The 24772-nt window shown below is 37.4% G+C and carries 23 protein-coding genes and 1 riboswitch; of the genes, 18 read left to right on the top strand and 5 right to left on the bottom strand.

All coding sequences use genetic code 11. The features are described 5' to 3' along the window. Window positions 1-42: 42 nt before the first annotated feature. The 8 genes from AWM68_RS11450 (at window position 43) to AWM68_RS11485 (ending at window position 8772) form a co-directional block, all read left to right on the top strand. The gene (locus AWM68_RS11450; RefSeq protein ID WP_066242463.1) at window positions 43-1260 is read left to right on the top strand and encodes an MFS transporter; all 1218 of its coding nucleotides are present in this window, start codon (window positions 43-45) and stop codon (window positions 1258-1260) included. Window positions 1261-1506: 246 nt separating this feature from the next. Further along, the gene (speD, locus tag AWM68_RS11455) at window positions 1507-2325 is read left to right on the top strand and encodes an adenosylmethionine decarboxylase (RefSeq protein ID WP_066241507.1); all 819 of its coding nucleotides are present in this window, start codon (window positions 1507-1509) and stop codon (window positions 2323-2325) included. A gap of 163 nt (window positions 2326-2488) precedes the next feature. Further along, on the top strand, window positions 2489-3508 hold the full coding sequence (locus AWM68_RS11460) for a Bug family tripartite tricarboxylate transporter substrate binding protein (RefSeq protein WP_066241509.1): 1020 nt from the start codon (window positions 2489-2491) through the stop codon (window positions 3506-3508). Between the two features lie 75 nt (window positions 3509-3583). Continuing rightward, window positions 3584-4045 carry a tripartite tricarboxylate transporter TctB family protein gene (locus AWM68_RS11465; protein ID WP_066241511.1) on the top strand — a complete coding sequence of 154 codons (462 nt, stop codon included), beginning with the start codon at window positions 3584-3586 and terminating at the stop codon, window positions 4043-4045. A gap of 11 nt (window positions 4046-4056) precedes the next feature. Then, window positions 4057-5583, top strand: a complete 1527-nt coding sequence (locus AWM68_RS11470; protein WP_066241514.1) for a tripartite tricarboxylate transporter permease — start codon at window positions 4057-4059, stop codon at window positions 5581-5583. 64 nt (window positions 5584-5647) lie between these two features. Next, window positions 5648-7219, top strand: a complete 1572-nt coding sequence (locus AWM68_RS11475; RefSeq protein ID WP_066241517.1) for an ATP-binding protein — start codon at window positions 5648-5650, stop codon at window positions 7217-7219. Window positions 7220-7231: 12 nt separating this feature from the next. Then, the gene (locus AWM68_RS11480) at window positions 7232-7921 is read left to right on the top strand and encodes a response regulator (RefSeq protein ID WP_066241520.1); all 690 of its coding nucleotides are present in this window, start codon (window positions 7232-7234) and stop codon (window positions 7919-7921) included. 134 nt (window positions 7922-8055) lie between these two features. After that, window positions 8056-8772 (top strand): YebC/PmpR family DNA-binding transcriptional regulator, encoded by a 717-nt coding sequence (locus AWM68_RS11485; RefSeq protein ID WP_066241521.1) that lies wholly within the window; start codon window positions 8056-8058, stop codon window positions 8770-8772. 229 nt (window positions 8773-9001) lie between these two features. Here AWM68_RS11485 and AWM68_RS11490 read toward each other — a convergent pair whose 3' ends face one another. Then, window positions 9002-9409, bottom strand: a complete 408-nt coding sequence (locus tag AWM68_RS11490) for a disulfide oxidoreductase (protein WP_066241523.1) — start codon at window positions 9407-9409, stop codon at window positions 9002-9004. A 2-nt stretch (window positions 9410-9411) separates the two neighbouring features. After that, window positions 9412-10125 carry a DsbA family protein gene (locus tag AWM68_RS11495; protein ID WP_066241525.1) on the bottom strand — a complete coding sequence of 238 codons (714 nt, stop codon included), beginning with the start codon at window positions 10123-10125 and terminating at the stop codon, window positions 9412-9414. A gap of 246 nt (window positions 10126-10371) precedes the next feature. Between AWM68_RS11495 and AWM68_RS11500 the strand changes: the two genes are divergently transcribed. The 5 genes from AWM68_RS11500 to AWM68_RS11520 all read left to right on the top strand — a co-directional run bounded on the left by AWM68_RS11500 (window position 10372) and on the right by AWM68_RS11520 (window position 15354). Further along, a complete protein-coding gene (locus tag AWM68_RS11500; RefSeq protein ID WP_066241529.1) occupies window positions 10372-11706 on the top strand; it encodes a processed acidic surface protein in 1335 nt (444 codons plus the stop codon). Further along, a complete protein-coding gene (locus AWM68_RS11505; RefSeq protein ID WP_066241532.1) occupies window positions 11707-12321 on the top strand; it encodes a class D sortase in 615 nt (204 codons plus the stop codon). Window positions 12322-12470: 149 nt separating this feature from the next. After that, on the top strand, window positions 12471-13190 hold the full coding sequence (locus AWM68_RS11510) for a GDSL-type esterase/lipase family protein (protein ID WP_066241534.1): 720 nt from the start codon (window positions 12471-12473) through the stop codon (window positions 13188-13190). 40 nt (window positions 13191-13230) lie between these two features. Further along, window positions 13231-13332, top strand: a riboswitch (purine riboswitch). Between the two features lie 130 nt (window positions 13333-13462). Continuing rightward, window positions 13463-14053: a xanthine phosphoribosyltransferase gene (locus tag AWM68_RS11515; RefSeq protein ID WP_066241537.1), complete on the top strand. Its 591-nt coding sequence runs from the start codon at window positions 13463-13465 to the stop codon at window positions 14051-14053. After that, window positions 14050-15354 carry a nucleobase:cation symporter-2 family protein gene (locus AWM68_RS11520; protein WP_066241540.1) on the top strand — a complete coding sequence of 435 codons (1305 nt, stop codon included), beginning with the start codon at window positions 14050-14052 and terminating at the stop codon, window positions 15352-15354. The genes AWM68_RS11515 and AWM68_RS11520 overlap by 4 nt, the downstream gene beginning before the upstream one ends. Here the strand turns inward: AWM68_RS11520 and AWM68_RS11525 are convergent. Next, window positions 15336-15566, bottom strand: coding sequence for a hypothetical protein (locus AWM68_RS11525; RefSeq protein WP_066241544.1), 231 nt, complete (start codon window positions 15564-15566; stop codon window positions 15336-15338). The genes AWM68_RS11520 and AWM68_RS11525 overlap by 19 nt on opposite strands. Window positions 15567-15780: 214 nt before the next feature. On the opposite strand from AWM68_RS11525, the gene AWM68_RS11530 reads away from it, so the two are divergent. From AWM68_RS11530 to AWM68_RS11550, 5 genes are all read left to right on the top strand, one after another. Further along, the gene (locus AWM68_RS11530; RefSeq protein WP_066241547.1) at window positions 15781-17769 is read left to right on the top strand and encodes a bifunctional 2',3'-cyclic-nucleotide 2'-phosphodiesterase/3'-nucleotidase; all 1989 of its coding nucleotides are present in this window, start codon (window positions 15781-15783) and stop codon (window positions 17767-17769) included. Window positions 17770-17945: 176 nt separating this feature from the next. Next, a complete protein-coding gene (locus AWM68_RS11535) occupies window positions 17946-18371 on the top strand; it encodes a VOC family protein (RefSeq protein ID WP_066241549.1) in 426 nt (141 codons plus the stop codon). A gap of 308 nt (window positions 18372-18679) precedes the next feature. Further along, window positions 18680-20074, top strand: coding sequence for an aldehyde dehydrogenase (locus tag AWM68_RS11540; RefSeq protein ID WP_269446790.1), 1395 nt, complete (start codon window positions 18680-18682; stop codon window positions 20072-20074). Between the two features lie 203 nt (window positions 20075-20277). Beyond that, entirely contained in the window at window positions 20278-21150 is an 873-nt protein-coding gene (locus AWM68_RS11545; RefSeq protein ID WP_066241552.1) for an esterase/lipase family protein, read from the top strand. Window positions 21151-21270: 120 nt separating this feature from the next. Beyond that, window positions 21271-22248 carry an LAGLIDADG family homing endonuclease gene (locus AWM68_RS11550; RefSeq protein WP_066241554.1) on the top strand — a complete coding sequence of 326 codons (978 nt, stop codon included), beginning with the start codon at window positions 21271-21273 and terminating at the stop codon, window positions 22246-22248. Between the two features lie 480 nt (window positions 22249-22728). On the opposite strand, the gene AWM68_RS11555 is transcribed toward AWM68_RS11550, so the two are convergent. Together AWM68_RS11555 and AWM68_RS11560 are read right to left on the bottom strand one after the other, a co-directional pair. Beyond that, window positions 22729-23538: a serine hydrolase gene (locus AWM68_RS11555; protein WP_066241559.1), complete on the bottom strand. Its 810-nt coding sequence runs from the start codon at window positions 23536-23538 to the stop codon at window positions 22729-22731. A gap of 34 nt (window positions 23539-23572) precedes the next feature. Beyond that, the gene (locus tag AWM68_RS11560) at window positions 23573-24760 is read right to left on the bottom strand and encodes an iron-containing alcohol dehydrogenase (RefSeq protein WP_066241561.1); all 1188 of its coding nucleotides are present in this window, start codon (window positions 24758-24760) and stop codon (window positions 23573-23575) included. Window positions 24761-24772 lie beyond the last annotated feature (12 nt).

Raw genomic sequence — 24772 nt, forward strand, 5'->3', positions numbered from 1 at the left:
TTTTTTTCAGTGGAACAGGAACAACATAAACCCAAAATCTCGATGGGTATGCTTTTTCAAAACAGGGTAATAAGAACCATTCTCTTTTCGGTATTTTTTTTACAGATAGGTATCTGGGTACGTAACTACTCCATTCTTTTGTACGTTATCGAAAAAACAAACGAAAATCCAATTGCAGTTTCATTAATATCAGTCGCAGAATTTGCTCCGATCTTTTTGTTTTCTTTTATTGGTGGAACCTTTGCAGACAGATGGAAACCGAAGAAGACAATGATTTGGTGTGATTTACTAAGTGCAGTCTCAATCTTTGTCGTTTTATTAACACTTTTATTTGGAAGCTGGAAAGTGATCTTTTTTGCAACGCTCGTTTCCTCGATCCTTTCTCAGTTTTCACAGCCTTCAGGAATGAAATTATTTAAAATTCATGTGCCTGAAGAAATGGTACAGCTCGGGATGTCAATGTATCAGACACTCTTCGCCGTATTTATGATTCTCGGTCCTATTTTAGGCACTTACGTTTACCAGCAATTTGGTATAAATGCAGCGATTGCTATCATGGGTGTAGCTTTTGTTCTGTCAGCCGTTATTCTCTTATTATTGCCACCAGATGAGGAAGTAGAAAAGAAAGAGGTTAAACCTTCTATCTGGCTAGAGATGAAAGAGGGTTTCAGTTATGTCCTCACTAGACGATCATTAACTTTACTCGGAGCATGTTTTGCAGTTGCAGGATTAGCTTTAGGATTAACACAACCGCTTACTGTGTTCTTAGTAACAGAACAACTGGGACTTCCAAAAGAACAGCTGCAATGGCTCATGGCTGCTTTTGGTACAGGGATGATCTTAGGCGGAGGTGTGACGATCGGAATTGCAGGCAAAGTAAAGCCCCAATTGCTTTTGTCTCTAGGAATGGGGGCAAGTGCAGTCGGGTTTATGATCATGGGGGTTTCTGAACAATTTTGGTTAACGCTAACTGCAGAATTCTTAAGTGGTTTATTCATGCCTTGTGTGCATATCGGCATCAATACACTTATTTTACAAAATACCGAATCAAATTTTATTGGACGCGTAAATGGAATATTGAACCCATTATTCATGGGAGCTATGGTTTTAACGATGTCCATAAGCGGTTGGTTAAAAGAGACGCTATCACTTGTCATCATGTTTGAGGCAGCAGCACTCTTGTTTGCGCTCGGTATTTTAACGATGCTTCCACTGATGAAACAGAAGGCTGTACCAGTGGGAAAAATAGAAAAAGCATAAGTTTGAAATAACTCTTAAAGGCAGTTGACTGTTTTTAAGAGTTTTTTTGTATCGAGATTTTTGCAGCTAATGTAAAATCAATGGTCGTGAATATATACGAATTAACTTAACAAAGCCTTTAATAATCCCTCTTAAATAACACGAATGAGTTCTTCGTTTTTTATATCAGATAAATGGGTAATATAGATATATTTACATCACAAATCCGGACTCATGAACGTCTAATCATAAGGGGAATCAAATTATATGTCTATTTCACCAGATCAACGTATTACTTTACACGGATTCAATAATCTTACAAAATCACTCAGTTTTAACTTGTATGATGTCTGCTATACGAAAACAAGAGAAGAAAGAGAAGCTTATATTGAATATATTGATGAACAATACAATGCTGAAAGGCTCACTAATATATTACAGACTGTGTCAGATACCATTGGAGCGCATGTTTTAAACGTTGCAAAACAAGATTATGTGCCTCAAGGGGCAAGTGTAACCGTACTCGTTTCTGAAGGACCGATTGTAGAGGTGCCTACTGATACGTTTGATGAGAATACAACAGCAATGCCAGAATCTGTTGTTATGCAGCTCGATAAGAGTCACCTGACCGTACATACATATCCTGAGTTTCATCCAGAAGAGGGGATCAGTACGTTTCGAGCAGATATTGATGTTTCAACTTGTGGAGAAATCTCACCTCTTAAAGCATTGAATCATCTAATCAACTCATTTGATATGGATATTGTAACGATGGATTATAGAGTTAGAGGTTTTACAAGGGATATTAAGGGGCAAAAGCTGTTTATCGATCATGATATAAATTCTATCCAAAATTATCTTTCTGAGGATATTAAAAATACGTATGCGATGATTGATACGAACATCTATCAAGAAAATATATTTCATACGAAATGCAGACTAAAAGAATTTGAGTTAAACAATTATTTATTCGGTTATACAAAAGATGCTTTGGATCGTGACAGTCAAGAGCATATAACAAAGCTGTTAAAAGCTGAGATGGACGAAATTTTTTACGGAAGAAATATTAACAATTCAAATCGATAACCTCCTAATTGATAGGACCACTGGATCATCATTCCAGTGGTCTTTTTGCGTGAACATTATGAACAAAATGCTCTTTATGTTCTTAAACTTCCATTTCCAGTTGTACATGATAGGATAATGAAAAGATTAATGAAAGCGCTATCATAATAAGGGGGATACGAAATTGAAAAAAGGCAAATGGAAAAGTTGGATCGCAGCTGGAGTACTGTTAACATCACTTACCGCTTGCAGCACTTCTGGATCAGGCGGAACGAATGAAGGAGCTTCTGATTACCCGAAAAAAGCAATAACAGTTGTTGCTCCATCGGGTGCAGGAGGTGGATGGGACTTAACCGCTCGAGCTTTAACTAAAGTGCTTGGCGAATCAAAGTTAGTCGATCAAACGATGACGGTTGAAAACAAGCCTGGTGGGGGTGGAGCTGTTTATTTAGCAGAATTTGCAACACAGCACAAGAAAGACGACTATAAGCTTTATGTGAATTCGCCCCCAATCTTAATCAATCATCTAAAAAAAGAAGGCAACAGCCCTTATGGCTATCAGGATACAACACCACTTGCTCAATTAACAAAAGACTTCGGAGCAATCGTTGTTAAGGCAGATTCAAAATATAACAATCTAAAAGAATTAATGGAAGCTGTAAAAAAAGATCCTAAATCAGTAACAGCTGCTGGAGGATCTGCTCCAGGCTCAATGGACCATCTTGTAGCTGTGTTGCCTGCATTTAAATCAGACATTGATCCAAAAAGCGTGAAATATGTTTCTTACGATGGCGGTGGGGAAGCAATTGCAGCTTTATTAGGCGGCAACGCAGATTATATCGCTACAGACGCATCTGCCGTTGGTGAATACTTAAAAGCAGGAAAAGTAAAAGTTCTTGGTATTTCTTCAACAGAGAGATTAAAAGGAGATTTAGCAGATATCCCTACATTTAAAGAAGAAGGAATTGATGCAGAATTCACGATCTGGAGAGGTGTTTTCGGCCCAAAAGAAATGTCTGACAGTGCAAAATCATATTGGGATAAAACGTTAAAGAAATTAAATGAGAGTAAAGAATGGCAAGCCGAACTTGAACGCAATGGCTGGGAATCGGAGTTTAAAAACGGTAAAGAATTCGAGACTTTCTTAAAAGATCAGGAAAAACAAGTTAATGATCTTTTAAAATCACTAGGAATGAATAAATAATTATGGCGATGGAGGAGTAATAGCTACTTCTCCATCTTTTTCAAATATCCAGGAGTAATAAAGGAGGCTAGTCGAATGCAGACTGGGAGATTTGATCGGTATGCGAGTGTCTTATTTGCATTACTTGGAGCGGCCTTTCTATTTGAAAGCCGCAACATAGCAGATAGTGCCTATGGCAGTGAAGTTGGACCAAATGTTTTTCCTTTTCTTTTGGGACTTATTCTTATTTTACTAAGTGTAAAGCTTTTTATTGAATCCTTTAAAAACATTAAGGAAGATCAGAAAGAACAGAGCGGATTACAAATCAAAAGGTTTGTAATCATCTTAATCGCAAGCTTGTTGTACGCAGCATGTATTGAGTACTTAGGTTACATAATCAGTACTTTTGTGTTCTTGTTCGTTTCTTTTCAAGCCATGGATAAAAACAGCTGGATAAAAAACGGATGCGTCGCTGCTGGGTTTTCCTTATGTGTCTATTATTTGTTTGTAGTGGTGTTAAAAGGCTCTTTGCCTGGTCAGCCAATATGGTTTAGTTAGGAGGAAGAATTATGGGTGTAATGGATTTTTTAATGCAAGGATTTCAAACAGCGATACAGCCACAGAATTTATTTTTCGCTTTTATTGGCGTTTTAATTGGAACGGCTGTCGGCGTGCTGCCTGGCATCGGTCCGATGAGCGGGGTTGCCCTTCTGATTCCCGTTACTGCCACACTTACTAGCGGAATGGACCCTTCTGCAGCAGCAACCAGTTCAATTATCCTTTTAGCAGGTGTTTATTACGGTGCGATGTATGGCGGATCAACTACGTCCATCTTGTTAAACACACCTGGTGAATCTTCATCAGTAGTAACAACACTTGATGGCTATCAAATGGCAAAGCAAGGCAGAGCAGGTGCAGCCTTGTCCATTGCTGCAATCGGTTCTTTCTTTGCGGGTATTGTATCCATTATAGGGTTAGTGTTACTTGCAGATCCGCTATCGGAAATGGCCTTAAAGTTTGGACCTGCAGAATACTTTTCTTTAATGCTTTTAGGACTAGCTGCTGTTAGCGGTCTTGCTGGCGGGTCGATCACAAAAGCTTGGATGATGACGGTAACAGGGCTTTTACTCGCAACAATCGGCATCGATGCTGTTTCAGGTGTCGCTCGATTCACATATGATATCCCTGTTCTTTTTGGGGGACTTGAATTCTTAACCGTTGCTGTAGGTTTATTTGCGTTAGGTGAGGTATTTAAGACCATCCTTCATAAAGAAGAGGATGGTGAAAAAGTTGCTAAAGTAGGTAGAGTTCTTCCAACAAAATCCGATCTCAAGGAAAGTGCAGCTCCGATCGCACGCGGATCCTTCTTAGGATTTTTTATAGGTGTCTTGCCTGGAGCAGGCGCAACTTTGGCTTCCTTCTTTTCCTATATTGCTGAGAAAAAGTTAAGTAAAAACCCGGAGAAATTCGGAAAGGGAGCCATTGAAGGTGTAGCAGCCCCTGAGTCTGCCAACAATGCCGCTTCTGGAGGAGCTATGATTCCGCTCTTAACTCTTGGTATTCCAGGGTCTGGAACTACGGCAATCTTAATGGGTGCACTAATCATGTACAATGTTCAGCCAGGACCTTTATTATTCAGCGATCATCCGGATGTTGCTTGGGGATTAATCGCATCAATGTTTATCGGAAACTTGATGCTTCTCATTTTAAATATGCCGCTGGTAAAAGTCTTTGCAAAAATTATTGAAACCCCACAGAAATTTTTATTGCCCATTATTATTGCCATATCCGTTTTTGGAGTCTATGCTGTGCAAGTTACGACATTTGATCTGTTTCTATTAATTGGTTTTGGTCTAGCAGGATATTTATTAGCACAAAATGATTATCCGCTTGCACCTCTAGTCCTTGGTCTTGTTTTAGGCCCAATGATCGAAAACAATATGCGCCGCGCCTTAACGACTTCTAACGGTGACTTTTTTATATTTATTGAACATCCGATTTCGGCATTTTTTATCATATGCTCTGTATTATGGATTTTAGTTCCTTTCATTCTACGATTAAAAGGAAAAAATGTTGTGATAAACGTTGAAGGATAAAAGAAGAGTGAAAGAGAAGACTTTCTATTTAGGAAAGTCTTTTCGATTTTTATGGAGGGAAACTATGAAACTGCAAACAAAATTAATCGTCATCAGCTGTTCCCTTATCTTTATCGTAATCACCATTTTAGCGGTTATTTTTCAAGTGATGTTTGAAGATACGATGAAGAAGCAGATTGGTGAAAAGGCGCTTAGTGTTTCATATGCCGTTAGTAATAATCCATTGGTTATTGATGCATTCGAAACAGAAAACCCACCAGAAAGGATTCAGCCATACGCGGAGCAAATCAGAAAAAAAACAGGAGCTCATTATGTTGTAGTTGGGAACAAAGAAGGAATCAGGTATTCCCATCCTGTAAGTGAAAGAATCGGTAAAAAGATGGTAGGCGGAGATAATAAGTCAGCCTTATTAGGTAAACCGAGTATTACTGAAGCCACTGGTTCGCTCGGTCCTGCCGTTAGGGGGAAATCACCGATTATTAACAGTGAAGGTAAAATAATAGGATTGGTGTCTGTTGGGTACTTAACTGATCGTATTAATGAAGATATGTGGCCGTACAAATTGAAGATTCTGTTGATTGGTATTTTAACACTCCTTTTAGGTGTATTCGGGTCTGTTTTGATCGCAAAAGGTGTTAAACGAGCAACACATGGATTAGAACCCATCGAGATTGGATTATTATACAAAGAAAAAAGTGCAATCCTAGAAGCGATTAGAGAAGGAGTGATCGCGGTTAATCGCGAGGGAAATGTTACGCTTGCCAATCAAACTGCTCTGCAGATGTTAGAAACAAAAAGCGAAAATCTTATTGGGAACAATGTCTTACAGTCCATTCCCAACACGAGATTAGTAGATGTGATCGCCTCAGGCAAAAGTGAATTTGATGAACAAATGAAATTAGGTAACACAAAGGTTGTAGCTAACCGTGTTCCGATATTGGATGATAAAGGTAAAGTTATGGGTGCTGTTGCGACCTTTAGAAACCGAAATGAACTTTATCGGCTGAATGAAGAATTAGCTCAAGTAAAAGGGTATAGCGAAGGATTAAGAGCGCAAACTCATGAATTTTCCAATAAATTATATTTAATATCTGGGTTGATACAGTTGGGTTCTTATCAAGAAGCACTAGATATCATAACAAAAGAATCGGATGTACATCAGCATTTTACCCAATTAATCATGAACCAGATTTCAGATCCTTATATCGGGGGGCTTTTGATCGGAAAGTTTAACCGTTCTAAGGAGCTGCAAGTTGACCTAACGATTGATCCTGCAAGTCATTTTAAAGATATTCCGGTTGAGATCGATAGACAACTATTAATCACGATAATAGGTAACTTAATAGACAATGCGATGGATGCAGCTGTAGAGAACAAACACACCGAGAGAGCCGTTAAGATTAGTCTTTCTGATTATGGCACCCAGCTCATTTTTGAAGTTGAGGATACAGGGGCAGGAATTCAAGATACAATCGCTAATAAACTATATCAAAAGGGATTTTCAACAAAAGGGAATGACCGTGGTTATGGCTTATATTTAATCAAACAATCTGTTGAACTGTTAAACGGAGAACTTTTTTATGAAAGAACGAAAGCTGATACCACCTTGTTTACCGTTATCATACCGAAAGAATAGAGGTAGAGCATCATGCATTCATGGGAAGTATTTATCGTAGAAGACGACATCCGAATTGCTGAGATCAATCGAAGATTTGTAGAAAAAATAGAAGGGTTTTCAGTGTGTGGAGTTGCTCTTACTGAAGAAGAAGCCAAAGAGCAAATTGCCATCCTTCAACCTGATTTAGTTTTATTAGATATTTATTTTCCAGATATGAATGGGTTAGACCTACTACGCTGGATGAGAAGTGAGTTTCGTGGAGTGGAAGTAATCATGGTAACCGCTGCAACAGAAGTGAACACATTAAAACACGCACTTGATGATGGAATTTTTGATTATATTGTTAAGCCTGTAATCTTTCAACGTTTTAAAGATGCGTTATTGCATTTTAGTGAATATAAGAAGTCTATACATCAACTCTCTGCGGATAAAGAAGTGAACCAGAACGTAATCGATTCCATTATTAAACGTGAAAAGTCAGAAGTAATTCCTCAATCTCTGCCAAAAGGTATTGATCCGATTACATTAGATAAAGTCCTTACCATGTTGAGTAATCATAAAAAAGGATTTACTGCTGACGACCTTGGACAGTTGATCGGAGCAAGCAGAACAACAGCAAGACGTTATTTAGAGTATCTGGTTTCTGAACAAAAAGTAAGAGCAGATATTACTTACGGAGGGGTAGGTCGCCCAGAACGAATATACCAATATGGAGTATAACGATGTCAGTAACTTTTAGAGCAGTGCTTTTTTGTTATGGTCTTGCTTTCACTTGGGCTATTCTGCTACTAAAAACCACTGACTTTAAGGTATAATGTTTTACATAGATTCAAAGTTGAAAGAGAGTGAACAAAATGGGACGTAAATGGAATAACATCAAAGAGAAAAAAGCATCAAAGGACGCAAATACGAGTCGTGTATATGCGAAGTTTGGGCGTGAAATCTACGTAGCAGCAAAGCAAGGTGAACCTGATCCAGAATCCAATCAAAATCTAAAAGTTGTTTTAGAACGAGCAAAGACATATAGTGTACCAAAAGCTATTATTGACCGCGCAATCGAAAAAGCAAAAGGCGGTTCAGACGAAAATTATGATGAGCTTCGTTATGAAGGTTTCGGTCCTAATGGTTCCATGATTATCGTGGACACATTAACAAATAACGTTAACCGCACTGTGGCGGAGGTGCGTTCTGCATTTAAAAAGAATAACGGAAATATGGGTGTCTCTGGAGCAGTTTCATTCATGTTTGACGCAACAGCTGTAATTGGTCTTGAAGGAAAGTCAGCTGATGAAGTATTGGAATTACTAATGGGAGCAGATTTAGATGTACGTGACGTGATCGAGGAAGAGGATTCAGTCATCGTATACGCGGAGCCTGATCAATTCCATGCTGTCCAAGAGGCATTCAAGAATGCAGATATTACTGAATTTACAGTAGCGGAACTTACGATGCTTGCTCAAAACGATGTAGAGCTTCCAGAAGATGTACAAGCTCAGTTTGAGAAACTAATCGATGCACTCGAAGATCTAGAAGACGTTCAGCAAGTGTATCACAACGTAGATTTAGGATAATAGTATAAAGATAGAAAAAGCAGATCCTTTAAAGGGGTCTGCTTTTTTTGACTCTTAAAGATTTTATGGGCGGTAGAACTTAAATAAAGTGATTAACCTTCTTAATTAGGTTATTTTAATGTGGAATTAAGCGATTTATAGGAAATATAGGCGTTTCTTCAAATTTCGACAAATACCTACATCCTTTTAAGAGCATACATCCTCACTAACAATTAAAAAAAGCAACCGATTAATTCGATTGCTTTTTCATCCATAACATACTAATCGTAATCACGGTGAATCCAAAAAAGGCCAATAACGGTATCGTAATAAAACCTAGCCAGTTAATATATTGACCAGAACAAGGTACACCAGACGTGCACATCTCAAAAGCTTTTAAAGCAGGTATCTTTTGTAAAGCATAATGATAACCGGATACCAACATTCCAAGTATGGAAAGTGGCAGGACGTAGCGCGTTATTTTTTGATCTTGATAATAAAAGGCTGCTCCAAGCAAGATGACTAACGGATACATAAGAATGCGCTGGTACCAGCAGAATGTACAAGGAACAAATTTTAGGACTTCACTAAAAAACAGGCTTCCTACTGTTGAAACGATTGCTGCTAACCAGGCAATCAATAAAGGTTTATTTACCACCTTTATTTACTCTCCTTCGCTGCATCATCTACCATTTTCTTTAGATCTTCAATGGAAGAACCCTCAAATTTTTTACCATTAACAAACAATGTAGGTGTACCCGTTACACCTAGATCACCAACTAGAGCTTCATCCGTTTCAACCGCTTTTTTACTTTCGCTGTCTTCTAGTTTCCCGCTGACTTTCTTAACGTTAGCTTGTGTTGTTACTTCACCTAGCGTCTCAACTAAGAATTTTTCTGTAAAAATGTCCTTACGCTCAAGGCTTTGATCTTCTGGCTGCTTTTCATAGAGAAGCTTATGGAACTTCCAAAACGTATCGTTTCCTAATTCTTTGTATACTGTCTCACCAAATAGAGCAGATCTCTTTGAATCAACATGAATAAAAGGATAATTCAAAAAGTAGAATTTTGCTTTGCCTGTTTGAATAATTTCTTGGTCGATCAGCGGGAAAAACGACTCGTTAAAACTTTTACAAACGGGACACTTGTAATCTCCAAACTCTATAATATTAACCGGCGCATCATCACTGCCTAAGGAAGGTTGATTTTCATACGAGATGCTAGTATCTGAAGAGTCTTTATCATCAAGTGCACCACTAAACAGAAAGATGATTAATCCTAGCGTTACAATTCCAATCGTCCAAAATAGCCAAACAGGGGACGAACTTTTCTTGGTTGAATTCACATGACCATTTTTCCTTTTTTGTTTACCCATTGTTCACCTCATAGATTTTTTAACTAAATAAAAAGAAGTTACTAGTATCGTATACAATCTTAGTTATTTTTACAATGAAGAAATATCAACATTATTGTTGCCAAGCATTATTTTTAATATAAAAATTGCGATGGAACATTATTCAAACACAATAAAATAATGGTAGAAAAAACCTGTATCCAAAAGAAGAATTTGGCAGTATAATTTTCTAGAAATTATTTTAAAACAACTTTCTGGGGGTCAAGGATGAAAAAGTTATTTTCCTTATTACTGGCTATATCGATTAGCTTTGGTATTTTGCCAGTTTCAGCGTTTGCAATCAGTGCAAATGACAAAGAGTACAAAGCTTTCTTACAAGAAATTGGTTGGACGGCAAAAGATTACGAAGCTTACTTAAAAAGTAAAGATTGGCCTTTAAGAGATTTTGATTCTGTCGATGAATTGGGTACACCTTTATCAGAAGAAGGTGTCCGAGCTGTTTTAAAAGAGTTTGACATAAGTCGAGAAAAACTTAACGAACTTTTGGTTGACTATGGTCTTCTTGAAGAAGGTGAAGATGTTCTAGAAGGAACGTATGTTATTTTTGAAGAAGAATTATTTGAAGAAATTGATTTTATAATCGGCACACCTATTAACGATGTAAATCTTCAACAGCTATTAAACGACTACAACCTTAAGTCTATCGATGAACTGGATGCATTACTAGCTGATAATGATGATTCACGTGATAACTATGAATACATTGAAGATCTCGAGTCATCAGTAGACTACTATATTAACGGTGACGACTGGGAAGGCACTCCAATCAATGACGAAAACCTTCAGCAATTATTAAAGGACTACGACTTAAAATCAATCGAGGAACTTGAAGAATTGTTAAAAGAAAACGATGATTCATTAGAAAACTATGAATACATTGAAGATCTAGAGTGGGCTGTTGATTTTTATATAAACGGCGATGACTATATGGATGAAGAAATTGCTGATCTCTTTGCACAGATTGATTTAACAGACGAAGAGATGGAAAAGCTTTTTGCTCATTTAGAAACACTAAATTGGGAAGATCCAGATTTCCTTGATCAAATGATGCTGCTTGCTGAAAGAATGATGGCATTTGAAGATTTCGAAACTGCAGAGGAACTTTCTGCTGAACAAGTTGCCGAACTACTTTCTATTTTCTCTGAAATGAAGCAGCTCTTACAAATTGAAACAAAATATTACCTTGTTGTTGATGGACAAAAGCAACCCATCTCATTGAACACATTGATGACGATGGAATCAACAAATGGAAATGACTTAATTATGGAAATCTACAACTTACAAGGTGAATTATTAGCAGATATCCGTATAACAGCAGATATGTTTGGTTCTGAAATTATCCAAGAGACAGGTAAAGATATACAGGAAGTAGAAGAAATTGTTACTGCATCTCCAACCAAAGCCAAACCTCCTGTTAAAACAGTAAAAGGCGGAGAACTTCCTAAAACAGCTACCAACTCTTTAGGGAACGCAGGACTTGGACTAGCACTTGCAGTTGCAGGGATTTTACTATTTAGACGAACGAGAGTAAAAGGACTTTAAATGAAAAAGAGAAGTAAATCTCGGATTGTACTTTTGACATTATCCATTGCCTTTATCTTGTTTGGCGTTTGGTTTAGCAGTACGAATGTCTTTACATTTATGAAAGGGTATTTGATATTCAAAACCGGACAGATTGAAGCTAAAGAGGGAAAAAAGCCTGTTGAACAAAAGCAAGTTGTCCCTAAAAAAGATAATCTATATCCTGAGCGGCCTAGAGAAGGCGACAATATAGGTAATTTGATTATCCCTAAGTTAGATGCATCTCTTCCTATTTTTCACGGAACAGATGAAGAAGAATTAGAAAAAGGTGTCGGCCACTTCGCTAAAAGTGTCTTACCAGGCGAGAATGATAATTCTGTATTATCAGGACATCGTGATACCGTTTTCCGTAAACTTGGAGATGTTGGTAAAGGTGATCTCTTGATCGTTGAGACATCAGCAGGAACATTTACGTATAAGGTAAAAAAGGTTCGAATTGTCGATAAAGATGACCGAACGGTAATTGTTCCAAAACGAAAAGCAACATTAACGGTTTCAACTTGCTATCCTTTTGATTTTATTGGAGCGTCACCTGAACGGTATATTCTTGTTGCAGATTTGATTTCACAAAAATAAACAATGAAAAACAGCAGAGAATTTGATTCTGCTGTTTTTTTGTTTAACAAATCTATAAAACAGGTATGATTACAAAATGATGCAGAAGAAGCTTAAAGCATTTCCATCTGATACATACTTAGAATAATCAACTTGAAAGCGGTGGTTGAATGAAAAGAAAAAGCACTTTGATAATTGGACTAAGTTTATTGGTTTTATTAGGCGTTAGTTTTGCAGTGTATGCATTTAATTCAGAGGAAATGGAAGTAACTGCTCTTGGGGACTCTTTGGCATATGGTTTAGGAGACACTAGTGACAACGGTTATATTGGAGATGTAGAGAAGCGTTATGAAGATGATTTAAATAAGCAACTTGTTGTGCACGATTTTGGAGTGCCGAACGATACAAGTTCCGATTTACTGAAGCGATTAAACAATCCTGAGATTGCTAATACAGCAAAAAAATCAGATATTATCCTCATCAACATTGGAACAAACGACTTTTTAAAAAGCACCAATCACTTAACAAAGTTCAATAAAGAAGAGCTTGCTGCAAATGAGGAAATATATAAAGAAAATTTAAAACAAATCATTCGAAAAATCCAAAATAAAGATAAACCAAAGACAATCTATATTCTTGGCATTTATAATCCAAAAGTAAAATGGAGTGATAGTTCTGTTGTGAACGAAGCCGTTTTACATTGGAACACATCTACTATAGAAGTTACAAAAAAACAAAAGAATACAGCATTTATTCGCACAGACGATCTATTTATCAACAAAAAGAAACAAGCGTTTTTCTCTGATAAGCTCCACCCAAATGAAAAAGGTTATGCTTTGATCGGGAAAAGAGTTTACGAAACCATTAAACAACGTTCAAACGAGAAATAAGTATATTTAGGGTTTTCTTTTATCATTATTTCCCGTATAATCTGAGTTAACTTCATAAGCTCGTATAATCGCAGGGATATGGCCTGCAAGTTTCTACCAAACCCCCGTTAAGGGTTTGACTACGAGTGACGCAAACTTTTTCAAACATCCTTCTTTAAGGGTGTATTGGGTTATTTTTATTCCGTTTTCTATACCGGAGAATTGCTTCACTCGAACAGAGAGAAGCGGTTCTCCGGTTTTTTGTTTGCAAAAATCAACTAAGAGGTGGACTTATGAATTTTTTAGAAAAGAAAATCTGTGATGAAGGTGTCGTCTTGTCATCAACTGTTCTGAAGGTGGACTCATTTTTAAATCATCAGATCGATCCTGAGTTTATGCAGCAGATTGGTCGTGAAATAGCTAACCGATTTCAATCAGAAGGAATAACAAAGATAGTCACGATTGAATCTTCTGGGATTGCCCCTGCTGTGTTTGCAGGTTTAGAACTCAAAGTACCAGTCCTTTTCGCTCGCAAAAAGAAATCTTTAACATTAACAGAAGATTTGCTGACATCTACGGTCTATTCTTTTACAAAGCAAGAAAAAAATGGAATTTCCGTTTCAAAGAAATTCGTTCAATCTGGGGATAACGTTCTAATCATTGATGATTTTTTAGCACATGGAGAAGCGGCCCTCGGACTTGCCGATCTTGTAACAAAAGCGGATGCTCATATTGCAGGTTTTGGGATCGTTATTGAAAAATCATTTCAAGTGGGGCGTCGAAAGCTAGAGGAAGAAGGGTACAGGGTGGAATCTATCGCTAGAGTGAAAGAGATGAGTACGAACGGAATTAGTTTTATCCAAAGTGAGGTGATGTCCTCATGAAGAAAGGAAAAGTATTCTCACTAGGAATGCAACATGTTCTAGCAATGTATGCTGGAGCAGTGATCGTTCCATTGATCGTAGGCGGTGCACTTAAACTATCACCTGAACAGCTAGCCTACTTAGTTGCAATTGATCTTTTAACCTGTGGATTAGCAACACTTCTGCAAGTTTGGCAAAACCGATTCTTTGGTGTTGGTTTACCTGTCGTATTAGGCTGTACCTTTACTGCCGTTGGACCAATGATCGCAATTGGCAGTCAATATGGAATGAGCGCTATTTATGGAGCGATTATAGCTGCAGGGTTATTCGTTGTCATTTTTGCAGGAGCATTCGGTAAAATCTTAAAGCTGTTTCCTCCAATCGTAACGGGTTCTGTCGTTACCATTATCGGGATTACATTGATTCCTGTCGCGATAAAGGATATGGCAGGCGGAGCAGGGAGCGCGAACTTTGGTTCACCGCAAAATCTCATCCTTTCATTTGGAGTTCTCGGGTTTATTTTGCTTCTTTACCGTTTTTCCAAAGGATTCATACGATCTGTATCCATCTTGATTGGTCTCGTTGGCGGAACCGTTGCCTCATCATTCATGGGATTAGTAGATTTTACCCCTGTTTTGCAGGCTTCATGGCTTCACATGCCAAAGCCATTTTACTTTGGAGTTCCAACTTTTGAGATTGGCGCAATTATCACAATGATCTTAGTTGCTATCGTAAGCTTGATTGAATCCACTGGTGTGTTTATGGCTTTAGGGAAAATATGCAACCGTAACCTGACACCGAAAGACTTAACAAAAGGGTATAGAGGGGAAGGTCTTGCTATCATCCTTGGTGGGATCTTTAATGCTTTTCCATATACTACGTACTCTCAAAACGTGGGTCTTGTCCAGTTGTCAGGAGTAAAAACGAAACAAGTGATCTATGTTGCAGGCGGTATGTTAGTTTTTCTTGGCTTAATTCCAAAAGTTGCTGCACTTACAACACTAATACCAACACCAGTTATGGGCGGAGCAATGGTTGCGATGTTTGGTATGGTATTTGCTTCAGGCATCAAAATGCTTAGCGAGGTAAATCTGGCAAAGCAAGAAAATCTTCTAATCATTGCGTGTTCAGTCGGTATGGGGTTAGGTGTAACGGTGGAACCAGAATTGTTCAGTAAACTTCCAGAAAGTGTTCAAATTTTAACAGAGAACGGCATCGTAGCTGGAAGCATAATGGCTATCTTGTTGAATCTACTGTTCAATGCAAAAACAAAACAAGTAGTTGTTTCTCAAATTCAAAAAAATCAAAAGCAAGCTGTATAATCAAAAAAGCGGTTATCCTCACTGTATTCAGTCGATGATAGCCGCTTTTTATGTTTAGTTTGATTCAATATTTCTTTCTTAGTCTTTGTCTTTTTTGTAGACATCATTTTGTACATTTCTTCTGTAGCAAATGCACTTCGATTTGCCAGTGGATTGCGCATACCTTTACGTAACATTTTTTCTCTACATTTTCTAGCTCTAGATTTTGCCATATTAACAACTCCTTTTCCGACAATATACCATATATATATGAAAAGTTTATATTTTATTACTATGAGGAGTAGATCTTTTTTACTAATACTTATTAATTTTATGTAATATTAACTAATTTCTCCCTATGTTCTCTATCTTTCTACAAACAGCACATGGTATTATGTTTTGGGACATGACTTTTCAGTCTTAATTATTGTAAAGGGGTTTGAGGAAATGAAGACCAATCATAAAAAAGTAGTTTCTCTTACGTTAGCAATAAGTTTATTAAGTTCACCTTTAGCAGGAAACGTTATAGCAAAAATGCCTGCTCAAAATAAGAGCAAGGTCAACTTAAGAATTATGGAAACAACAGATATTCATACAAATCTTCTTAACTTCGATTATTACAAAAATGCAGCTGTAGAAACCGTTGGATTGGCAAAAACAGCTACACTTGTAAAAGAAGCCCGTAATGAAAATGAAAACGCTGTCTTAGTTGACAACGGAGACTTAATTCAAGGGACTCCGCTTGGAACATACAAAGCAAAAATTGAACCTTTAAAAGAAGGTGAAGTTCACCCTGCAATTGCAGCTATGAACCTTATGGGATATGATATGGCAACTCTTGGAAACCATGAATTCAACTACGGTTTAGATTTCTTAGATGAAACCTACGATGATGCCAATTTTCCTTTTGTAAATGCAAATGTGTACGTGGATGATCATGATAATAACCCAAACAATGACGTTAACAAATACACCCCTTACAAAATAGTAAAGAAAATGGTTAAAGATGCAAACGGCAGATCAAAACTTCTAAAAATTGGTTATATCGGATTTGTACCTCCGCAAATCAATGAGTGGGATAAATCTCACCTTGACGGTAAAGTCATCACAAAAAGTATTATTGAAAGTGCAGAAAAGTTTGTTCCTGAAATGAAGGAAAAAGGCGCAGACCTTATTATTGCGCAAGCTCACTCTGGTTTTAACAGCAGTGAAGCAAATACAGAAGATGTGATCTATTCTCTTAGCAAAGTAAAGGGAATCAGCGCTATTACATTCTCACACACGCATAAGATATTCCCAGCTGCAAATGAAACATCATTAGATGCTTTATTTAAAGATGCTAGTGGTAAAGTACTTCCAGGAGTAGATAATGCTAAGGGAACGATTAACGGTGTGCCAGCTGTACAAGCAGGATATGGCGGAGGTTCACTTGGACTAATCGACTTAACTCTTCAACAAGAAAAAGGCAGCTGGAAGGTTGTAGAATCTCAGTCTTCTGTACGAAGCGCAAAAGATGCAAAACCTGATGAAAAGGTAGTTTCGGCTGTTAAAGATGTTCACGAAGCAACGATCAAGTATGTAAACACACCGATTGGTACAACAACAGATGACATCTATAGCTTCTTTGCATTGGTACAAGATGATCCATCTGTCCAAGTAGTGACAAATGCACAAAAGTGGTATGTTGAAAAATACATTTCTTTAAATAAACCAGAATACAAAGACCTGCCAATTCTTTCTGTAGGAGCACCATTTAAAGCGGGAAGAAACGGTGTTGGTGAATACACTGAAATTGAAAAAGGTCCACTTACAATTCGCAGCGCAGGAGATCTTTATTTATACGACAACACACTAAAAGCTCTAAAAGTAAAAGGATCTGTCGTAAAAGAATGGCTAGAAATGTCTGCCGGTAAATTCAAAACTATCGATTCGAATAAAACAGAAGAACAAGAGCTATTAGATGCTGGCTTCCAAGCATACAATTTTGACGTAATTGATGGGGTTAATTATCAAATCGACGTAACGAAGCCTGCTAAATATGATAAAAACGGTGCAGTTCTCAATCCTAACAGTAGCCGGATTATAAGTCTCACATACAACGGACAAGCGGTGGACCCTAACCAAGACTTTGTTGTCGTCACAAACAACTATCGAGCTGGCGGCGGTGGAAACTTCCCAGGCGTTAAAGGCAGTGAATACGTTGTTGATTCAGCTGATGAAAACCGTCAGATCTTAATGGATTACATCACAGAGATGAAAGAAATAACACCAACAGCAGACAACAACTGGTCGATTGCACCGATTAATGGGGATGTAAATGTAACATTTACTTCTTCACCAAATGGTCAAAAGTATACAAGTGCAGAGAGCAAGATTAAGTATCTAAACAAAACAGACGCAAACGGATTTGGGATCTATAGTATTGACTTAAAATAATAATCACAAAACAAAGGAGAGCCTATAAGGTTCTCTTTTTTATAATGATAGAAAAGCAGGTATTACCTAATTAAAAATAGAAATATAAATTTTAGTGACACAAATAACCAATCGTGATATGATTGAAATCGAACAAATGTTCCCTATCCAAAAAACAAGATGACGAGGTGTAAAAAATGGTTGTAGCAGTTAATCCATATTTAGTAACAAACGGAAATGGTAAAGAAGCAGTCCAATTTTACGTAGATGCATTTAATGCTGAACTGATTTCACTGCAAACCTTTGGAGACATGCCAGAAGATCCGAATCATCCACTTCCAAGCGAAGCAAAGGATCGTGTGATGAACGCTCAGTTTAAAGTTGGGGATACCGTTATGATGCTTTCTGATACGTTTCCCGGGATGCCTTACAGTCTTGGAAATCAAGTAAGTATTGCGATTCATATTGATACGGTTGAAGAAGCAAAAAATGTGTTTGAAAAGCTTTCCCAGGATGGTAAAGTAACAATGCCATTGCAAGAAACATTCTGGAGCCCTTCATACGGCCAAGTTAAGGATAAATATGGTGTTGAATGGCAGGTTTCTACTATTAAACAAGACTAATAAATAAAATTGACCCTTTCCATATGGATGGGGTCTTACTATTTTTTTAACATTTTTCCAAAGCTGTTCTAGCAGAATAACCATTACGGTTCCAACTAGTAAGCCGTTGCTCCCTAAATTACAGCGGGCGGTGTTTGGAAGGTATTTGAGGTATGAGACATAATCCCAATGTTAATAATTAACGAAAAGCAAAAACGACTAATATAAAATCATTGACTATATAAAGTAAACATAATATTATTATCAAATAATATGTTCATAAGTTTAAACACTTGATTATAAATTAAATAAAGAAGGAGGCGGAAGAATTGAATACCATTGAAGAGAAATCAAAGGAAACGATTGATCTCCTTGTACAAGCTCAAAAGACTTATTTTAGAACCGGGAAAACACGATCCTATGAGTTCCGTATGAAAGCCCTCAACAATCTTGCAAAACTTATTCGCAACAACGAAGCAAAGATTCTGTATGCATTAAAATCGGATTTGAACAAATCAGAAGCTGAGGCCTATACAACAGAAATTGGCTTTTTATTAGAAGAAATTCGCCATACACAAAAACACCTTAAAAAGTGGATGGAGCCTAAAAAAGTCAAAACAGCAAAAACTCATTTCGGATCAAAAGGATATACGATCTCAGAGCCTTATGGCGTTTCGCTTATTATAGCTCCATGGAACTATCCGTTTCAGCTGCAGCTCGCACCGTTAATTGGTGCAATAGCAGCGGGAAACACAGCCATACTAAAACCGTCAGAACTAACTCCGCATACCTCTAAGCTAATCAATGCATTGATAAAAGAAGTCTATCACCCTGACTACATTGCTGTTGTAGAAGGGGGAGTTGAAACGACTCAAGTATTATTGGATCAGCCATTAGATTACATCTTTTTTACCGGAAGTGTGCCGGTCGGGAAAGTGATTATGGAAGCGGCAAGCAAGCGGCTTATTCCGATCACACTTGAACTTGGCGGTAAAAGTCCATGTATCGTTGATGAAACAGCAGATATTAAGCTTGCTGCTAAACGAATAGCGTTTGGCAAGTTTACAAACGCTGGCCAAACGTGCATTGCACCAGACTACTTGTTTCTTCATAAAAATATACGTAAGGAATTTATAGAAACATTTAAAGAAGTGGTTAAATCATTTTATGGTGAACAACCATTGGAAAATGAAGCATACGGGAAAATTGTTAACGACCGACATTTCAATCGGTTGATAAACTATTTATCAGATGGCGAAATCCTGTTTGGTGGTCGCTATAATGAGGCAAATGAAAAAATTGAACCTACTCTAATGGTCCCTGAAGATTCTTCTGTCTCGGTGATGAACGACGAAATCTTTGGTCCGATTTTTCCTGTTATGGAATACGAGGATATAGAGGAAGTCATTGAATTTGTCGTGGATCGGTCCAAACCGCTAGCACTTTATTTATTTACTACAACTAATGAAATAGAACATAAAGTGATAAATAATATTTCGTTCGGCGGCGGATCCATCAATGATACGTTAATGCACATTGCAACACCTTATCTACCATTTGGAGGAGTAGGTGAGAGCGGGATTGGCAGTTATCATGGGGAGTCCAGCTTTGTTGCCTTTTCGCATAGCAAAAGTGTACTCAACCAAACGAACAAATTCGATTTTAGTTTTCGTTATCCAAATGCGAAGAATGGTTTGAAGATGATAAAAAAGTTTATGAAGTAATCCCTTGTTGGAGTCGTTATCCTATTATGATAACGACTCTTTTTGTTTAATCAACTGTTGACAACGCTTACATTCTTTAGTTTAATGTTATTTAAGTTAATTGTTAAAGTATGCAGGAAATTTGGAGACAAGCATATCCTTTTTTTGAGGGATAATGCTGTCTTTTTTTTATTACAAATTAATTAGAAATGAGGGGTTATGTAGTGAACAAGTGGCAAAGTATTATTTTTACCTTGATTTTTAGTATGGGTGTCTTCATTGGGGGCAATCAAACTACTGTTGTTGCAGAAGGCTCAGATAATGTCGGATTTCTTACAGAAGAAGGACTTCCGCCACCAGGAGCCAATGATCCTTCTTGTAAGCCTTCAGCAGAACACCCCGAACCGGTCGTGCTTGTACCAGGAACTTTTGAAACGATGGAAAGAAACTTTATAAATCTTGCACCTCTGTTAAAAGAAAAAGGGTATTGTGTGTATTCATTAAATTACGGTTATAGCGGTTCAGTTCCGGCGTCAGGTCCTATTGAGGATTCGGCAACTGAACTTAAAACTTTTATTGATAACGTTCTAAACTTAACCGGAGCAGACAAAGTATCAATCGTCGGACATAGCCAAGGTGGAATGATGCCTCGTTATTATATGAAGAACTTAGGTGGAGCTGAAAAAGTAGAGGATTTGATTGGACTAGTTCCATCAAATCATGGAACAGAAGGTGTAGCAGGTCTTACAGAGCTTACATCAACTGGAGCCGATCTTGCATCCTGCAAAGCGTGTCAGCAACAAGCTACAGGGTCTGATTTTCTTTTAGCGCTGAATGAAGGGGACGAAACACCAGGAGATGTATCATACACGGTTGTAACAACTCGTAACGATGAGATAGTTGTTCCTTTTACATCAGCTTTTATAAACGGAGAGAAAGAGAACGTAACAAATGTCACGATCCAGGATTACTATCCATACGATCAAATTGAACATCAGAACATTGCTCAAGATCTACTCGCTTTTAATTTTGTTTTTGATGCACTAGAACATAAAGGACCTGCAGATCCCCAAAGAGCTGTAGGTATATTTAAATAGTTTTAATTCTGACGCTGTCACTTTGTGATAAGCGTTTTTTTTATAGGCAAAATGCTAAAAACTCGACACGAGAACATATGTTCGTTATAATAAAAGTATACGATAAGGGAGTTGATTGGTATGCGAAAAAGCAAATGCACCATGAGTATCCCTGCAATTATTGAAAGTTTTAAAAATGGTATGAGCAGCAATGAGATTGCGATACTAGCGAATGTGTCATCTAGATATATCAATATGGTACTGCAAAAGCATAATGTAGATCGTCAGCCTCACAGCAGTTGGTTAAGAAAGTATTCGGTCAATGAAGATTATTTCAAGACGTGGTCACCAACCATGGCATATGTTCTGGGATTTTTTGCAGCTGATGGATTTTTGCCAAATGATATACAGATAATAAGTTTTTCTCAAAAAGACCCTAAGATCCTCGAAGACATCAGAAATGAACTTCAGTCAACACATCCAATCAAAACAAATCCACGAACAGGCGTACATTTATTAAACATCTCAAGCAAGATTATGAAAGAAGATTTAATACATTTACATGGAATGATCCCTAAGAAGTCAACAACACTCGAGTTTCCTTATGTACCCGAGGGTTATTTAAGTCATTTTGTTAGGGGTTACTTTGATGGTGATGGGAGTATTAACTTTGAAAAGAGGACCGTATCTTTTGTAGGCGGATCACTCAAATTCATGGAACAACTAAAAAAAAGATTAGAATTTTACTCTTTTGAACCTTTTATAGTAAGTAAGGAAAAGTATCATAGGCTATTTCTTTCTGGGAGAAAAACTGTTTGTAACTTTGGTAATTGGATTTATAGGGATAAAAATTTATATCTATTAAGAAAACACCTAGAATTTAATAAAGAAAAGCTACTGCCAGAACAATTAAATGACCGGCCAATTAAGATTACTAAAGCTGCAGTAGAAGCAAGGAAAGCTAAATTACTTGATAATTATAAGTTAAAAGCAGATTTAACTGAAGCCTGTAAGAGTGTTAATATACAAATACAAACTTTCCATCGCTGGTTGAATAATGATGAAGATTTCAAACTACGATTTAATTCCATAGATGTTGAAAATCATATAATAAAATGAAAAAGCAAACACAGATCAGAAAACGATCTGTGTTTTTTTATGGAAGCACTAATGAGAGGGAGACTTCACATCTTATATAAAGTAAGTTAATTTTTTAATCCGTTGACATAATATCTATTCTCGGAACCTATGTGAAATATTAAATAACATGTCTCAAAACCTAAGATTACTTAGGATAGTGAGACAAAAGAAAAATTTCACCATTAGCTATTAGCTAATATCTTACTTTTACTTGTTTGTATACTAATTGATCTGTCGTAACTAATTTTACCTTTATGATAAATTCCGTGTGTTGCATCTAAAATTGTTGGTGTGTTATAAATCAAATCCTAATCATCCTCTAAATAATTTTCCTATATGTACAGCCAGCTCTTAAATTCGTGCGACCAATGTTCGGTAATCCAAATTCAACTGATTCGATATGCTAATAAATAAAAGCTAATGGGCATTTCCTTCATCCATTAGCTTCATTTATTTTGTTTACTTAGCTGAAACCTTATAAAGAAGCTTTCCGATTTCACCCATTATACGTCTTGGCTCAGAACGATTAGGCACATTGTTACTTAAAACAGATATAGCATATGTTTGGCCCGGCATGTAAAATAACCCCACATTATGTTCGATCCCTGGTACATAACCTGTTTTATGAGCAAACTCCCAATTCGGAATCATTCCGATTGCACCATCTACTTCTGGAAGAAGACTTGGCAGCAAGTCATTCATCTTCTGTTGTTTCATAATGCTTATCATCTTTTTACAAGAGTTAAGAGATAGTACAGATCCAGCAGCAATCTTCTTCAAAAATTCATTCATTTCATAAGCAGTTACGACATTCATTTTACCAGGTTCTCTTTGTGCATTAATTTGTAGTTTATGATGCAAATGACTTTGACCAAATCCCCATTCCTTCATATAAGAATTAATCTGATCTAGCCCTACCCTATCAATCAATATATTTGTAGCGGTGTTATCACTTTCGATAATCATCAATATGATTAAATCCTGAATGGTCCATTCTATATTAGATGACAAATGTTTTATGATTCCATCCCCAGGTACGATGTCTTCTTCTCTTACCCGGATTTGATCAGATAACGAACATTTCCCTTCCATAGCATGAGCAAATACGGCTGCCATAATGGGAACCTTAATAATGCTAGCTGAATAGAACAGCTCGTCAGATTGAAATTCGAAGGTTTCTTTCGTTTCAAAATGATAGATCGAAACGCCATAATTACCTTCTCCAGAAGAAATCAATGTTAATAAAGCTTGTTCATTTTGTTTAAGCATCCCCGCTTACCTTCTTTCATTTTATAGGGGCACATCAATTATACTGACTAACTCCTTTAAATTCATTTGAGTACGCCATTTTAAATAGTTCTAAGTAGTCTTCTTTAGTTATGTTCCTTGCATTGCTTGATGTGGAACCATTCAAATAGGATGACTCCGCAAGATAATCGAAATCGTTCTCGTTCACTTCAGGTAAAGAGGAGAACGATGGAATGGATAGGTCTATGGCAAGCTGCTTCATTTCAGCTACGAGACGTTTGGCTGCATCACGATCTGAATCGGCGTTAGAAGCAATTCCTATCGTTCTCGCGATTATGGCATGTTTTTCTAATTCCGTTTGTGCATTATATTCAACGATGTATGGCAAAAACATAGAATTGGCAACCCCATGTGGAGTGTCATATAATCCTCCTATTGCCTCTGCCATGCAATGAACGGATGCTACATCAGCATGAGAAAAAGCCATGCCTGCAAGTGTTGAACCGACCATCAAATTGTATCGGGCTTTTTGGTCATTCCCATCATTTACAGCTTTTCTTAAATAGGGATATATGTGTTTCATTGCTTGTAATGCAAGTCCGTCTGAGATTGGATTGCAACGTTTACAAGTAAAAGCTTCTATCGCGTGTACTAAAGCATCCATTCCTGTTGATGCTGTTAAATGTGCAGGTAGTCCGTATGTAAGCTCTGGATCAACGATCGCTAAAATTGGTGCAATTTTAACGTCCTTAATCGTAAATTTAATCTTTTTTGCCGTATCGGTAATAACAGATGACCGTGTTACTTCTGCACCGGTTCCTGCAGTTGTTGGGACGACAATAATAGGAGTTACTTTTTTAGGAACGTTATCACGACCGGCGTAATCTTGGGGTTCACCACCTAGGCACTGTAAAATGGCAATCGCCTTTGCTGAATCGATAACGGATCCCCCGCCTAATGCCAATATCGCATCCGCGCTGAAATCTCTTGCTTCTTCCCCACCGACTTTACAATCAATATCACGCGGATTGGGTCTTACTTTATTAAATGTTCGGATTTCAAAACCTTGATTTTCTAGCATTGTAACAGCTTCTTTAACGAACCCGGTTTGCTCAATGCCAGGGTCTGTTACAATAAAGATCCGATTTCCCTCTACGATTTCTTTTAAGTGGGACCCCGTTTTTTTAAATTCCCCGATTCCAGCTCGTATGATAGTTGGAAGATTGAATTCGACGTACTTCATGAACAGATCTCC

Source organism: Fictibacillus phosphorivorans, assembly GCF_001619875.1.
Classification (GTDB): Bacteria; Bacillota; Bacilli; order Bacillales; family Fictibacillaceae; genus Fictibacillus; species Fictibacillus phosphorivorans_B.

What these genes read in the sequence shown, in the direction of transcription:
- AWM68_RS11470 (WP_066241514.1), top strand. Translation starts at nt 4,057, where the DNA reads ATGGGTGTAATGGATTTTTTAATGCAAGGATTTCAAACAGCGATACAG.
- AWM68_RS11520 (WP_066241540.1), top strand. Translation starts at nt 14,050, where the DNA reads ATGAAGAAAGGAAAAGTATTCTCACTAGGAATGCAACATGTTCTAGCA.
- AWM68_RS11535 (WP_066241549.1), top strand. Translation starts at nt 17,946, where the DNA reads ATGGTTGTAGCAGTTAATCCATATTTAGTAACAAACGGAAATGGTAAA.
- AWM68_RS11560 (WP_066241561.1), bottom strand. Translation starts at nt 24,760, where the DNA reads ATGAAGTACGTCGAATTCAATCTTCCAACTATCATACGAGCTGGAATC.
- AWM68_RS11510 (WP_066241534.1), top strand. Translation starts at nt 12,471, where the DNA reads ATGAAAAGAAAAAGCACTTTGATAATTGGACTAAGTTTATTGGTTTTA.
- AWM68_RS11505 (WP_066241532.1), top strand. Translation starts at nt 11,707, where the DNA reads ATGAAAAAGAGAAGTAAATCTCGGATTGTACTTTTGACATTATCCATT.
- AWM68_RS11530 (WP_066241547.1), top strand. Translation starts at nt 15,781, where the DNA reads ATGAAGACCAATCATAAAAAAGTAGTTTCTCTTACGTTAGCAATAAGT.
- AWM68_RS11450 (WP_066242463.1), top strand. Translation starts at nt 43, where the DNA reads ATGGGTATGCTTTTTCAAAACAGGGTAATAAGAACCATTCTCTTTTCG.
- AWM68_RS11555 (WP_066241559.1), bottom strand. Translation starts at nt 23,538, where the DNA reads ATGCTTAAACAAAATGAACAAGCTTTATTAACATTGATTTCTTCTGGA.
- speD (WP_066241507.1), top strand. Translation starts at nt 1,507, where the DNA reads ATGTCTATTTCACCAGATCAACGTATTACTTTACACGGATTCAATAAT.
- AWM68_RS11525 (WP_066241544.1), bottom strand. Translation starts at nt 15,566, where the DNA reads ATGGCAAAATCTAGAGCTAGAAAATGTAGAGAAAAAATGTTACGTAAA.
- AWM68_RS11550 (WP_066241554.1), top strand. Translation starts at nt 21,271, where the DNA reads ATGCGAAAAAGCAAATGCACCATGAGTATCCCTGCAATTATTGAAAGT.
- AWM68_RS11500 (WP_066241529.1), top strand. Translation starts at nt 10,372, where the DNA reads ATGAAAAAGTTATTTTCCTTATTACTGGCTATATCGATTAGCTTTGGT.
- AWM68_RS11475 (WP_066241517.1), top strand. Translation starts at nt 5,648, where the DNA reads ATGAAACTGCAAACAAAATTAATCGTCATCAGCTGTTCCCTTATCTTT.
- AWM68_RS11465 (WP_066241511.1), top strand. Translation starts at nt 3,584, where the DNA reads ATGCAGACTGGGAGATTTGATCGGTATGCGAGTGTCTTATTTGCATTA.
- AWM68_RS11495 (WP_066241525.1), bottom strand. Translation starts at nt 10,125, where the DNA reads ATGGGTAAACAAAAAAGGAAAAATGGTCATGTGAATTCAACCAAGAAA.
- AWM68_RS11515 (WP_066241537.1), top strand. Translation starts at nt 13,463, where the DNA reads ATGAATTTTTTAGAAAAGAAAATCTGTGATGAAGGTGTCGTCTTGTCA.
- AWM68_RS11485 (WP_066241521.1), top strand. Translation starts at nt 8,056, where the DNA reads ATGGGACGTAAATGGAATAACATCAAAGAGAAAAAAGCATCAAAGGAC.
- AWM68_RS11480 (WP_066241520.1), top strand. Translation starts at nt 7,232, where the DNA reads ATGCATTCATGGGAAGTATTTATCGTAGAAGACGACATCCGAATTGCT.